This is a genomic window from Pseudomonas sp. UBA4617 (assembly GCF_002386445.1).
Lineage (GTDB): Bacteria > Pseudomonadota > Gammaproteobacteria > Pseudomonadales > Pseudomonadaceae > Aquipseudomonas.
Genome location: NZ_DGIR01000019.1, coordinates 45,315 through 58,540 on the forward strand (window position 1 = coordinate 45,315; position 13,226 = coordinate 58,540).

A 13,226-nucleotide genomic window follows, 5' to 3' on the forward strand; every position below is an offset into this window, starting at 1 on the left:
ACATCACTTTCCAACAGACGAAAAAAAGCCCGCCAGTGTGAGAGCGGGCCAAGGACCTACGAAGATTCTTCTAGCGACCAACTAGCTTCCACGATAGGTCGAATAGCTGTACGGCGAGATCAGCAGTGGTACGTGGTAGTGCTCTTGCTGCTGGTCAATGCCAAAACGCAGCACGACAACATCCAGGAACGCCTGGGCTGGCAGCTGCACACCGCGGGCGCGGTAGTAATCGCCGGCGCTGAACTGCAACTGGTAGACGCCGGTGCGGTAGTCGTCACCCTGCAGCAGCGGCGCGTCGACGCGGCCATCGCTGTTGGTCAGGGCAGTAGTCACCAGTTCGAGCTGCTGGCCTTCGACACGGTACAGCTCGACCTTGATCGAGCTGCCCGGGCAGCCATGCGCGGCATCCAGTACGTGTGTGGTCAAACGTCCCATTGCTTGTCGCCTCTTGTTCAATCTGTGGGCAAAAAATACACGGCCAGCATCACGGCAAAGACCGTCGCTGCGCGGGAAGGACACCATTAAGACATTTGAGCGGCGGATTGTACACAATTTTTTGAACCAATCCGCTTCGCCGGGCGTTTCGTATCCAGTCACATTCCTTTGGTCGTAAATACATAGGCAACTCAGGTTCCGAGCCGACGTCAACGTCACAAGCTGACCAATCAGGCAGGTTTCTTGCAGTACATGCTTCAGCCGCTGCCAAGCGACAAAAGGGAAGAAATGCGGAAAAACAGGCTTACAAAAGATTTCAGAAGTTGTATACAATCAGCCCATCCGGTGGTGCGACATCCCGACGCGGTCCGCCCACCCCGCACAAACGCACAAGAAGGAAGACTGCAGTGAGCGCTGACTATCCTCGCGACCTGATCGGTTACGGCAACAACCCTCCTCACCCGCAATGGCCGGGCAACGCTCGCATCGCGCTGTCTTTCGTCCTCAATTATGAAGAAGGCGGCGAACGTAACATTCTGCACGGGGACAAGGAATCCGAAGCGTTCCTCTCCGAAATGGTCGCTGCCCAGCCGCTGCAGGGCGTGCGCAACATGAGCATGGAATCGCTCTACGAGTACGGCAGCCGCGCCGGCGTGTGGCGCCTGCTGAAGCTGTTCAAGGACAGCGGCGTACCGCTGACCATCTTCGCCGTAGCCATGGCCGCCCAGCGCCACCCCGACGTGATCCGCGCCATGGTCGAAGCCGGCCATGAGATCTGCAGCCACGGCTACCGCTGGATCGACTACCAGTACATGGACGAGGCCCAGGAGCGCGAGCACATGCTCGAAGCCATCCGCATCCTCACCGAAATCACCGGCGAACGCCCGCTGGGCTGGTACACCGGCCGCACCGGCCCGAATACCCGCCGCCTGGTGATGGAAGAAGGCGGCTTCCTCTACGACAGCGACACCTATGATGACGACCTGCCCTACTGGGAGCCGAACAACCCCACCGGCAAGCCGCACCTGGTGATCCCCTACACCCTCGACACCAACGACATGCGCTTCACCCAGGTACAGGGCTTCAACTGCGGCGAGCAGTTCTTCCAGTACCTCAAGGACGCTTTCGATGTGCTGTACGCCGAGGGCGCCGAAGCACCGAAGATGCTGTCTATCGGCCTGCACTGCCGCCTGGTCGGTCGCCCGGCGCGCCTGGCCGCGCTGAAGCGCTTCGTCGACTACGCCAAAAGCCATGACCGGGTCTGGTTCGCCCGTCGCGTGGACATCGCCCGCCACTGGCACACCACCCACCCGTACCAGAAAGAGAACGCCTGATGACCGCCTTCAAGACCCTCAAGCCATCCGCCCTGGACCGTGAAGCCTTCGTCAAGGCCTTCGCCGACATCTACGAGCACTCGCCCTGGGTTGCGGAAAAGGCCTACGACCTGGGCCAGCTGGCTGAACTGGACGAAATCGAGGCGCTGCACCAGCGCATGAGCGACATCCTGCTCAGCGCCAGCCACGCCGAGCAGCTGGCGCTGATCAACGCGCACCCGGACCTGGCTGGCAAGGCTGCCATCCAGGGCGAACTGACCGAGTCGAGCACCAACGAGCAGGCCGGCGCCGGTATCCACCAGTGCACCGCGGAAGAATTCGCCCGTTTCACCGAGCTGAACGATGCCTACAAGGCCAAATTCCAGTTCCCGTTCATCATGGCGGTAAAAGGCAGCAACCGGCACCAGATTCTCGCCGCTTTCGAAAAGCGCATCCACAACGACGCCGATGCCGAATTCAAGGAAGCCCTGGCGCAGATCAACCTGATCGCCCTGTTCCGCCTGCTGCAGCTGTAACCGGCGCGGCAACGCTTGAACCTGAACCAGAACAACGAACATAGAAGAGATATCCGCATGCGCACCCTGATGATCGAGCCCCTGAGCAAAGAAGCCTTCGCCCCCTTCGGAGACGTGATCGAAACCGATGGCAGCGACCACTTCATGATCAACAACGGCTCGACCATGCGCTTCCACAAGCTCGCCACGGTGGAAACCGCCGAGCCTGAAGACAAGGCGATCATCAGCATCTTCCGCGCCGACGCGCTGGACATGCCGCTGACCGTGCGCATGCTGGAACGCCATCCGCTGGGCAGCCAGGCTTTCATCCCGCTGCTCGGCAAACCCTTTCTGATCGTGGTCGCGCCGGTTGGCGATGCACCTGTATCAGGCTTGGTCCGGGCCTTCCGCAGTAATGGCAGGCAGGGCGTTAATTACCATCGCGGCGTCTGGCACCACCCGGTGCTGACGATCGAAAAGCGGGATGACTTCCTGGTGGTTGATCGCAGCGGTTCTGGCAACAACTGCGACGAGCATTACTTCACCGAGGAACAGATGCTGATCCTCAATCCCCACCAATAAGAAAAGGTCGGTCATGCAACGGCCCAGCCTGAGCGGGTGACCGGCAAGAGGTACATACTGTGGAAGCACACCTTCACGAATGGCTGAACCTGAGCATTCGCTGGGTTCACATGATCACCGGCGTAGCCTGGATCGGTGCATCGTTCTACTTCGTCTGGCTGGAGAACCACCTGAACCGAAGCAACCCGCGCGATGGGTTGTCGGGTGATCTCTGGGCAATACACGGCGGTGGTATCTATCACCTTGAGAAGTACAAGCTCGCACCACCGAAAATGCCCGAGAACCTGCACTGGTTCAAATGGGAAGCCTACTTCACCTGGATGTCCGGTATCGCCCTGCTGTGCGTGGTGTTCTACTGGAACCCGACGCTGTATCTGCTGGCCCCTGGCAGCACCCTGAGCGGCGCCGAAGGCGTGGCCATCGGTATCGGCTCGCTGATCGCCGGCTGGTTCATCTACGACTTCCTGTGCGACTCGCCCCTGGGCAAGAAGCCAGCGCTGCTCGGTGCCGTGCTGTTCGTGCTGATCATCGCCGCCTGCTGGGGCTTCAGCCTGGTGTTCAGCGGCCGTGGTGCGTACCTGCACACTGGCGCGATCATCGGCACCATCATGGTCGGTAACGTGTTCCGCATCATCATGCCGGCCCAGCGCCAGCTGGTGGCGGCGATCGAGAACAACCAGACGCCCGACCCGGTACTGCCGGCAAAAGGCCTGCTGCGCTCGCGCCACAACAACTACTTCACCCTGCCGGTGCTGTTCATCATGATCAGCAACCACTTCCCGAGCACCTACGGTAGCCAGTACAACTGGCTGATCCTGGCCGGCATTGCAGTAGCCGCGGTCCTCATCCGCCACTACTTCAACACCCGCCATGACAGCAACAAGTACGCCTGGACCCTGCCGGTCGGTGCCCTGGCGATGATCTGCCTGGCCTACGTGACCGGCCCCAAGCCAATGGCCATCAGCCCTGACCAGGCCGCAGCGCAGATCGAGTACCAGCCGCTGCCGGCGACCGCTGTGGGTGGCAAGACCGCTGCCGAGCAACGTGCCGAGGACGCCGCCAAGGCTGCCGCAGCGCCTGCCGCGCCCGCCGAAGCCCCAGCCCAGGGCACGGCCCAGGCAGGCGGCGAGAGCTTCGACAAGATCCACAATGTCATCCAGGAACGCTGCACCGTGTGCCACTCGTCCAAGCCGACCAGCCCACTGTTCAGCAGCGCGCCTGCTGGCGTGATGTTCGACACCCCGCAGCAGATCCAGGCCCAGGCCGCGCGCATCCAGGCGCAAGCGGTCGCCAGCCAGATCATGCCGCTGGGCAACATCACCCAGATGACCACCGAAGAGCGCAAGCTCGTCGGTGACTGGATCGCCAAAGGCGCGCCGGTCAACTGAAACACCACTGTCGGGGCAACACCGCTTCCTGTGGAAGCGGGATTACCCGCAAAGAGGCCGGCACGCCCGGCCTCGAACCTGAAGATTCACGCAACAAGCAAGCATCGAGCGTCAGCCCCCAGGCGGCACCCCAGGCTCAGCGTGAGCCTGCCGCCTGGTGCCGGCGCTTGGATCCGAGAATAAAAACAAAACTCGAGGTGCTGCATGTCCGAGTCACGCAAGGCGTATATCCCTGTTGCGCCGCCGCGAGAGCCCTTGCCCCTGCTCCAATTGATCCTGGTTGGTCTGCAACATGTCCTGCTGATGTACGGTGGCGCGATCGCCGTGCCGCTGATCATCGGCCAGGCCGCCGGGCTGTCCCGTGAAGAAGTCGCTTTCCTGATCAATGCCGACCTGCTGGTGGCGGGTGTCGCCACCATCATCCAGTCATTCGGTATCGGCCCGGTGGGCATCCGCATGCCGGTGATGATGGGGGCCAGTTTCGCTGCCGTCGGCAGCATGGTGGCCATGGCCGGCATGCCCGGGGTGGGCCTGCAGGGGATCTTCGGCGCGACCATCGCCGCCGGGTTCTTCGGCATGCTGATCGCGCCGTTCATGTCCAAGGTCGTACGGTTCTTCCCGCCTCTGGTCACCGGCACGGTGATCACCTCGATCGGCCTGTCGCTGTTCCCGGTGGCGGTCAACTGGGCCGGTGGCGGCCAGCAGGCAGGCACCTTCGGTGCGCCGATCTTCCTGTTGGTGGCCGGCCTGGTGCTGGCGGTGATCCTGCTGATCAACCGTTTCATGCGTGGATTCTGGGTCAACGTGTCGGTGCTGGTAGGCATGGGCCTGGGCTACATCCTGGCCGGCGCCATCGGCATGGTCGACCTGTCGGGCCTGAGCCAGGCACCGTGGCTGCAAGTGGTCACCCCACTGCACTTCGGCATGCCGACCTTCAGCCTGGCACCGATCCTGTCCATGTGCCTGGTGGTGGTGATCATCTTCGTCGAGTCCACCGGCATGTTCCTGGCGCTGGGCAAGGTGACCGGCCGCGAAGTTACCCCGGGCATGCTGCGCCGCGGCCTGTTGTGCGACGCCGGAGCATCCTTCGTCGCCGGCTTCTTCAACACCTTCACCCATTCCTCGTTCGCCCAGAACATCGGCCTGGTGCAGATGACCGGGGTACGCTGCCGCTATGTCACCGTGGTGGCCGGCGCGCTGCTGATCCTGCTCAGCCTGCTGCCCAAGGCGGCCTTCCTGATTGCCTCGATCCCGCCGGCGGTACTGGGCGGCGCCTCCATCGCCATGTTCGGCATGGTTACCGCCACCGGGATCAAGATCTTGCAGGAGGCGGACATCGGCGACCGTCGCAACCAGTTGCTGGTTGCCGTGAGCGTCGGCTTCGGGCTGATTCCCGTGGTGCGCCCGGAGTTCTTCGCCCAGATGCCGCAGTGGATGGAACCTATCACCCACAGTGGCATTGCCATGGCCACGGTCAGCGCCCTGGTGCTGAACGTGCTGTTCAACATCCTCGGCGGTGCCGATCGCGCGGCGCACAACGCCTGCCACCAGCACTGAAACAAGCCGCCCTGGAGCAACAGGGGGCGGCGCACTGCCGCCCCTGCCTCGTCCTGGTCGTAAACGCTGCACCGTCGGCCCGCCGGAATGGGCCGCCCGGGGCGCCTGTGCGCCAAAAAAACCCAACAAAAACAATAAGTCCGGGAACCACGACATGAAACGCATCACCTCGTCCCTCTTGCTGGGCAGCAGCCTGCTGGCCACCCTCCCCGCCCACGCCGGGGAATGGCTGCAGTGGCACGGCGAAAGCCTGACCTACCTGTACGGCAAGGACTTCAAGGTCAACCCCCGCATCCAGCAGACGATCACCTTCGAGCACGCCAATAAATGGAAGTACGGCGACACGTTCATGTTCGTCGATAAAGTCTTCTACAACGGCAAGGCCGACCCGGGGAAAGGCGTCACCAGCTACTACGGCGAGTTCAGCCCGCGCCTGTCGCTGGGCAAGATCACCGGTCACAAGTTTGAACTGGGCCCGATCAAGGATGTGCTGGTGGCCATGACCTATGAGCGCGGCGAGGGCGACAACGAGGCGTACCTGATAGGCCCCGGCTTCGACCTGGCGATCCCCGGCTTCAACTATTTCACCCTGAATTTCTACCTGCGTAACACCGAAGGCAGCCGCCCCGGTGACAACGTCTGGCAGATCACCCCGGCGTGGTCATACACCGTGCCTGTGGGCAAATCCGACATTCTGATCGACGGTTACATGGACTGGGTGGTGGACAATGACCAGACCCGTCGCGGTACCTACCACGCCAACCTGCAATTCAACCCGCAGGTCAAGTACGACCTCGGCAAAGCCCTTGGCCTGGGCGCCAAGCAGCTGTACGTGGGCATCGAGTACAGCTACTGGAAGGACAAGTACGGCATCGACAGCCAGGACAACGTCGACAGCAACCAGAGCGTCACCAGTGCACTGGTCAAGGTGCACTTCTAAAAAACTGACCAAACGCACAAGTTTGGTCCGTCGCGCTCCAGGACGGAGCACTTGAGGCAAGGCGCGCAAGCCAGTAATCTGCGCGCCCCCTCGATCAGGGCAGAACGGATTCTGCCTGCGTTTACTGACCGCTCAGTCAATGAATACGGGCGGTTGGCCAACGTGTTGCCAGCCTGAAAGACCCTTTTCATCCGTTCAGAACGAAGTCGAGCAGGAAGGTTTTGCCAGCCCGGGAAAGTTGGCTCAACCCTTGCCAAACAGCTGTGGCCCATCGAAAAAAACTGACTCGAAAGACAAAAAAAGCGCGATGACGCGCTGACAACAGATCAAACAAGGGAGCGAAACTCGCAATGCGTACCATCAACAGCCTGATCCTCGCCGGCGGCCTGCTGGCCTGCGGCACCACCTTCGGCGGCGACCTGCTGCAATGGCAGAACAACAGCCTGACCTACCTGTGGGGCAAGAACTTCAAGGTCAACCCGGCGATCCAGCAAACGCTCACCTTCGAGCACGCCGACGCCTGGAAGTACGGCGACAACTTCATCTTCGTCGACAAGATCTTCTACCAGGGCCAGAAAGACGCGGGTAATGGCCCGAACACCTACTATGGCGAGATCAGCCCACGCCTGTCCTTCGGCAAGATCTTCGACCAGAAGCTCGAGTTCGGCCCGGTCAAGGACGTGTTGCTGGCGATGACCTACGAATTTGGCGAGGGTGACACCGAGGCGTACCTGATCGGCCCTGGCTTCGACCTGGCCATCCCCGGCTTCGACTACTTCCAGCTGAACTTCTACAACCGCACCACCGATGGCAGCCGTGCCGGCGACAACGTGTGGCAGATTACCCCGGTGTGGTCGTACACCATCCCGGTCGGTTCCTCCGACGTGCTGATCGACGGCTTCATGGACTGGGTGGTGGACAACGACGAGAACCGTCGCGGCACTTACCAGGCCAACCTGCACTTCAACCCGCAGATCAAGTACGACCTGGGCAAGGCCTTGCACCTGGGTGAGAAGCAGCTGTACGTGGGCGTGGAGTACGACTACTGGAAGAACAAGTACGGCATCAAGGATTCCGATGCCTTTACCACTGACCAGAACACCATGAGCTTCCTGGTGAAGGTGCACTTCTGATCGGAGCATAGGGGCTGCTGGACAGCCCTTCGCGGCACAAGGCCGCTCCTACAGGTACGGCACAGGTTGCGCAAACTGTGTATTCCCTGTGGCAGCGGGCTTGCCCGCGAACCGGGGCAAAGCCCCCGGCCATGCAACTCAGGTGGCCGGCCGAAGCGCCCGCCACAGCTTCCCCGCAATGCCCACCACAGCTAGCACCACGGCACCGGCCACAACCCCGACACCGCCGTTCAGCAGCGCCACGGTCAATGCCCCGCCACGCCCTTCGCTGAACGCCTCGATGGCGTGATGCAACGGCGCGATGCCATGTACCAGGATCCCGCCGCCAACCAGGAACATCGCCGCAGTGCCGATCACCGACAGGCTCTTCATCATGTACGGCGCAGCCCGCAAGATGCCGTTACCCACTGCCTGGGCCAGGCGGGATGCCTTGCGCGTCATCCACAGCCCGAGGTCATCAAGCTTGACGATACCACCCACCAGCCCGTACACGCCGATGGTCATGACCACCGCAACGCCCGCCAGCACGATGACTTGCTGGCTCAACGGCGCGTCGGCGACGATGCCCAGGGTAATGGCGATGATTTCCGCGGAAAGAATGAAGTCGGTGCGCACCGCGCCCTTGATCTTGCTCTTCTCGTACGCCACCAGGTCAACGTTGGCATCCGCCAACGCCTCCTTGCGCGCCTCGTGCTGCGCCTCGTCCTCCGCCTTGCTGTGCAGGAACTTGTGCGCCAGCTTCTCGAAGCCCTCGAAGCACAGGTAGGCTCCGCCCAGCATCAGCAACGGCGTCACCGCCCAGGGAATGAACGCACTGATCAACAGCGCCGCCGGTACCAGGATGGCCTTGTTCAGCAGCGACCCTTTGGCCACCGCCCACACCACCGGCAGCTCGCGGTCGGCACGCACACCGGTGACCTGCTGGGCGTTCAGCGCCAGGTCATCGCCCAGCACACCTGCGGTCTTTTTTGCCGCTACCTTGGTCATCAGCGAGACGTCATCGAGCACCGTGGCGATGTCGTCGATCAGTACCAGTAGACTGCTTCCTGCCATGTTTGTCTGCTTCCGGATGAATGAATGCTGCCGATTCTAGCCCAAAGCCGCTGCCTTGAGCCCCCGTCGAGCCCGGTGCTACCATGCCCGATCCCTCTTAGAGGTGGCCAGACACGAGGAAGATCCCTGACCATGAGCACCATTCGCGAGCGCAACAAGGAACTAATCCTGCGCGCGGCCAGCGAGGAATTCGCCGACAAGGGCTTCGCCGCCACCAAGACCAGCGATATCGCGGCCAAGGCGGGCCTGCCCAAGCCGAACGTGTATTACTACTTCAAGTCCAAGGACAACCTCTACCGCGAGGTGCTGGAAAGCATCATCGCGCCGATCATGCAGGCGTCGACCCCGTTCAATGCCGAGGGTGACCCGAAAGAAGTGCTGAGTGCCTACATTCGCTCGAAGATCCGCATTTCGCGCGACCTGCCGCATGCGTCCAAGGTGTTCGCCAGCGAGATCATGCACGGCGCCCCGCACCTCTCGCCAAACCAGGTGGCGCAGCTGAACGAGCAGGCCCGGCACAACATCGAATGTATCCAGCGCTGGATCGACCGCGGCCAGATCGCCCATGTCGACGCGCATCACCTGATGTTCAGCATCTGGGCAGCGACCCAGACCTATGCCGATTTCGACTGGCAGATTTCGGCGGTCACCGGCAAGGCCAAGCTGGCCGACAGCGATTATGACGCGGCAGCCGAAACCATCATCCGCATGGTGCTCAAGGGTTGTGAGCCCGAGGTGGCCTGACCCCGGGCGCAGGCTTCTTCGCGGGTGAACCCGCTCCCACAGGGATACCACGCGCTTCAAGCCTGCGATGATCCTGTGGGAGCGGGTTCACCCGCGAATAGGCCGGAACAGCCAATAGAGAATTAGGCTGCTACACCCGCATCCGCCCGCAACCCCACCTCCTCGATCGCACTGATCGCACACTGCTCGTCGATATCCGAGGTATCGCCGCTTATCCCCACCGCACCCAGCACCTTGCCGTCCTGATCACGCACCAGCACGCCGCCCGGCGCCGGCACCACCGGCCGTTCACCCAAGCCGTTCAGCGCGGCAAAGAACGCTGGCCGTTGCTGCGCATCCAGCGCCAGCAAGCGCGAGCCCTTGCCCAGGGCGATCGCGCCCCAGGCCTTGCCGGTAGCTACCTGCGGGCGAATCAGGCTGGCACCGTCCTCGCGTTGCAGCGCCAGCAAGTGCCCGCCAACATCCAGCACTGCCACGGTCAGTGGCGCAGCATTGATCTTGCGGCCCGCCGCCAGCGCGGCGTTCACCAGGCTGACCGCGACTTTCAGGTTCAAAGCGTTCATGGAAAGGTCCTCTTCTTGTTGTGAGAAGCCCTGAGGGCAGTTGAAACCAATAGAACCAATAGAACACAACAGGATGTGTTTTTGTATACACTATTTTGAAACGATCGTATGCGATAGCGCAAACGCCCGTTTTCTCGGGCGCTCGAAGGAAAGCATCCCCTACCGACGAAAACCCGTTGACCTGAGCGGCCAGCCATGAATACACTCTGGCGCAAAACAAGTTGTATACAATTACAAAATCGATGAGGCACAAACCATGAGCAAAATGAGAGCAATCGATGCAGCCGTTCTGGTCATGCGCCGTGAAGGTGTAGATACCGCGTTCGGCATCCCGGGGGCTGCCATCAACCCGTTGTACTCGGCCCTGAAGAAAGTCGGTGGCATCGATCACGTCCTCGCTCGCCACGTCGAAGGCGCCTCGCACATGGCCGAGGGCTACACCCGCGCCAATCCGGGCAACATCGGCGTATGCATCGGTACCTCCGGTCCGGCCGGCACCGACATGGTCACCGGCCTGTACAGTGCCTCGGCCGACTCCATCCCGATCCTCTGCATCACTGGCCAGGCGCCGCGCGCTCGCCTGCACAAGGAAGACTTCCAGGCAGTCGACATCACCAACATCGTCAAGCCGGTGACCAAGTGGGCCACTACCGTTCTGGAGCCAGGCCAGGTGCCATATGCGTTCCAGAAAGCCTTTTATGAAATGCGCACCGGCCGCCCAGGCCCGGTATTGATCGACCTGCCGTTCGACGTGCAAATGGCCGAGATCGAATTCGACATCGACGCCTACGAGCCGCTGCCCGTGCACAAGCCGTCCGCCACCCGCGTACAGGCCGAAAAGGCTCTGGCCCTGCTCAATGACGCCGAGCGTCCGTTGCTGGTCGCCGGCGGTGGCATCATCAACGCCGACGCCAGCGACAAGCTGGTCGAGTTCGCCGAACTGACCGGCGTGCCGGTCATCCCGACCCTGATGGGCTGGGGCACCATCCCGGACGACCACGCGCAGATGGTCGGCATGGTCGGCCTGCAGACCTCGCACCGCTACGGCAACGCCACCCTGCTGAAATCCGACCTGGTGTTCGGCATCGGTAACCGCTGGGCCAACCGCCACACCGGCTCGGTCGACGTCTACACCGAAGGCCGCAAGTTCATCCATGTCGACATCGAACCGACCCAGATCGGCCGCGTGTTCACCCCGGACCTGGGTATCGTTTCCGACGCCGGCAAGGCGCTGGACGTGTTCCTCGAAGTGGCCCGCGAGTGGAAGGCCGCTGGCAAGCTGAAGTGCCGCAGGGCCTGGCTGGAAGACTGCCAGCAACGCAAGGCCAGCCTGCAGCGCAAGACCCACTTCGACAACGTGCCGGTCAAGCCGCAGCGCGTCTACGAAGAAATGAACCAGGTGTTCGGCAAGGACACCTGCTATGTCAGCACCATCGGCCTGTCGCAGATCGCCGGTGCGCAGTTCCTGCACGTGTACAAGCCACGCCACTGGATCAACTGCGGCCAGGCTGGCCCGCTGGGCTGGACCATCCCTGCCGCCCTGGGCGTGGTCAAGGCCGACCCGAAACGCAAGGTGGTCGCCTTGTCGGGTGACTACGACTTCCAGTTCATGATCGAAGAACTGGCGGTGGGCGCGCAGTTCAACCTGCCGTACGTGCACGTGCTGGTGAACAACGCCTACCTTGGCCTGATCCGTCAGGCACAGCGTGGCTTCGACATGGATTACTGTGTACAACTGGCGTTCGAGAACATCAACGCCACCGACGCCGCTACCTATGGTGTCGACCACGTTGCCGTGGTCGAGGGCCTGGGCTGCAAGGCCATCCGCGTGTTCGAGCCGGCAGACATCGCCCCAGCCCTGCTCAAGGCGCAGAAGATGGCTGAAGAGTTCCGCGTGCCGGTGGTGGTCGAAGTGATTCTCGAGCGCGTCACCAACATTTCCATGGGCACCGAGATCAACGCGGTCAACGAATTCGAAGACTTGGCCCTGGTCGGCAACGACGCGCCAACCGCCATCTCGCTGCTGGACTGATCGCCCGACGCCCCCGTGCCGGCCCCTGTTGCAGGGGCGCCGGGGGCCTTCACCGCAAGGAGACACACCATGCCTCGCTTCGCTGCCAACCTGTCCATGCTGTTCACCGAGCAGGACTTCCTGGCCCGCTTCAAGGCTGCCGCCGACGCTGGTTTCAGCGGCGTCGAATACCTCTTCCCGTATGACTTCAGCGCCGCCGACATCAAGCAGCAGCTGGAGGCCAACGGCCTGACCCAGGTGTTGTTCAACCTGCCGGCCGGCGACTGGGCCAAAGGCGAGCGTGGCATCGCCTGCCACCCGGACCGCGTCGCGGAATTCCGCGCCGGGGTCGACAAAGCCATCGAATACGCCAAGGTGCTGGGCAACACGCAGGTCAACTGCCTGGCCGGCATCCGCCCGCAAGGCTTGCAGTGCGCCGATGTGCGCAAGACCTTCGTCGACAACCTGAAGTTTGCCGCTGACAAACTGAAAGCCGCCGGCATCCGCCTGGTCATGGAAATGATCAACACCCGCGACATTCCGGGCTTCTACCTGAACACCACCCAGCAAGCCCTGGATATCCAGGCCGAGGTGGGCAGCGACAACCTGTTCCTGCAATACGACATCTATCACATGCAGATCATGGAAGGTGACCTGGCGCGGACCATGGAAGCCAACCTGAAGCTGATCAACCACATTCAGCTGGCCGACAACCCGGGCCGCAACGAGCCCGGCACCGGCGAGATCAACTACCGCTTCCTGTTCGAGCACCTGGACCGCATCGGCTACCAAGGCTGGGTGGGCGCGGAGTACAAGCCGCTGACCACTACCGAAGCGGGTCTGGGCTGGCTGAAAACGCATGTGGGAGCGGGCTTGCCCCGCGAAAGCGCCCGCAAAGACACCACCACTGCCTGAGCTATCGCATTCGCGGGACAAGCCCGTTCCCACAGGGCAGGCCCGCAGTCAGGTTAAACAAATACAAAGAGGCACAT

Annotated in this window: 13 protein-coding genes; 10 read left to right on the plus strand and 3 right to left on the minus strand. The window is 62.1% G+C overall.

Annotation, left to right across the window (positions count from 1 at the left end):
* Nucleotides 1-81: 81 nt before the first annotated feature.
* Nucleotides 82-435 (minus strand): hydroxyisourate hydrolase, encoded by a 354-nt coding sequence (gene uraH / locus B4L76_RS07110; RefSeq protein ID WP_225778619.1) that lies wholly within the window; start codon nt 433-435, stop codon nt 82-84.
* 407 nt (nt 436-842) lie between these two features.
* On the opposite strand from uraH, the gene puuE reads away from it, so the two are divergent.
* The 7 genes from puuE (at nt 843) to B4L76_RS07145 (ending at nt 7,863) form a co-directional block, all read left to right on the plus strand.
* Complete coding sequence (gene puuE, locus B4L76_RS07115; RefSeq protein WP_296231445.1) at nt 843-1,769, plus strand: allantoinase PuuE; 927 nt, start codon at nt 843-845, stop codon at nt 1,767-1,769.
* Nucleotides 1,769-2,284 carry a 2-oxo-4-hydroxy-4-carboxy-5-ureidoimidazoline decarboxylase gene (uraD, locus tag B4L76_RS07120; protein WP_170031001.1) on the plus strand — a complete coding sequence of 172 codons (516 nt, stop codon included), beginning with the start codon at nt 1,769-1,771 and terminating at the stop codon, nt 2,282-2,284. Before puuE ends, uraD begins: the two co-directional genes overlap by 1 nt.
* Nucleotides 2,285-2,341: 57 nt before the next feature.
* On the plus strand, nt 2,342-2,845 hold the full coding sequence (locus B4L76_RS07125) for an ureidoglycolate lyase (protein ID WP_296231446.1): 504 nt from the start codon (nt 2,342-2,344) through the stop codon (nt 2,843-2,845).
* A gap of 59 nt (nt 2,846-2,904) precedes the next feature.
* Nucleotides 2,905-4,233: a urate hydroxylase PuuD gene (locus B4L76_RS07130; protein ID WP_296231447.1), complete on the plus strand. Its 1,329-nt coding sequence runs from the start codon at nt 2,905-2,907 to the stop codon at nt 4,231-4,233.
* Between the two features lie 204 nt (nt 4,234-4,437).
* Nucleotides 4,438-5,790, plus strand: a complete 1,353-nt coding sequence (locus B4L76_RS07135) for a nucleobase:cation symporter-2 family protein (protein WP_296231448.1) — start codon at nt 4,438-4,440, stop codon at nt 5,788-5,790.
* A 154-nt stretch (nt 5,791-5,944) separates the two neighbouring features.
* A complete protein-coding gene (locus B4L76_RS07140; RefSeq protein ID WP_296231449.1) occupies nt 5,945-6,730 on the plus strand; it encodes an outer membrane protein OmpK in 786 nt (261 codons plus the stop codon).
* Nucleotides 6,731-7,080: 350 nt separating this feature from the next.
* Nucleotides 7,081-7,863: an outer membrane protein OmpK gene (locus B4L76_RS07145; RefSeq protein WP_296231450.1), complete on the plus strand. Its 783-nt coding sequence runs from the start codon at nt 7,081-7,083 to the stop codon at nt 7,861-7,863.
* Nucleotides 7,864-8,001: 138 nt separating this feature from the next.
* Here the strand turns inward: B4L76_RS07145 and B4L76_RS07150 are convergent, their stop codons facing one another.
* Nucleotides 8,002-8,916 carry a DUF808 domain-containing protein gene (locus tag B4L76_RS07150; protein ID WP_296231451.1) on the minus strand — a complete coding sequence of 305 codons (915 nt, stop codon included), beginning with the start codon at nt 8,914-8,916 and terminating at the stop codon, nt 8,002-8,004.
* Nucleotides 8,917-9,048: 132 nt separating this feature from the next.
* On the opposite strand from B4L76_RS07150, the gene B4L76_RS07155 reads away from it, so the two are divergent.
* Complete coding sequence (locus tag B4L76_RS07155) at nt 9,049-9,660, plus strand: TetR/AcrR family transcriptional regulator (RefSeq protein ID WP_112253045.1); 612 nt, start codon at nt 9,049-9,051, stop codon at nt 9,658-9,660.
* Nucleotides 9,661-9,782: 122 nt separating this feature from the next.
* On the opposite strand, the gene B4L76_RS07160 is transcribed toward B4L76_RS07155, so the two are convergent.
* Entirely contained in the window at nt 9,783-10,223 is a 441-nt protein-coding gene (locus B4L76_RS07160) for a GlcG/HbpS family heme-binding protein (protein ID WP_296231455.1), read from the minus strand.
* 256 nt (nt 10,224-10,479) lie between these two features.
* On the opposite strand from B4L76_RS07160, the gene gcl reads away from it, so the two are divergent.
* A complete protein-coding gene (gene gcl / locus B4L76_RS07165; protein ID WP_296231456.1) occupies nt 10,480-12,255 on the plus strand; it encodes a glyoxylate carboligase in 1,776 nt (591 codons plus the stop codon).
* 69 nt (nt 12,256-12,324) lie between these two features.
* Nucleotides 12,325-13,149, plus strand: coding sequence for a hydroxypyruvate isomerase (gene hyi / locus B4L76_RS07170; RefSeq protein ID WP_296231458.1), 825 nt, complete (start codon nt 12,325-12,327; stop codon nt 13,147-13,149).
* Nucleotides 13,150-13,226: the final 77 nt, after the last annotated feature.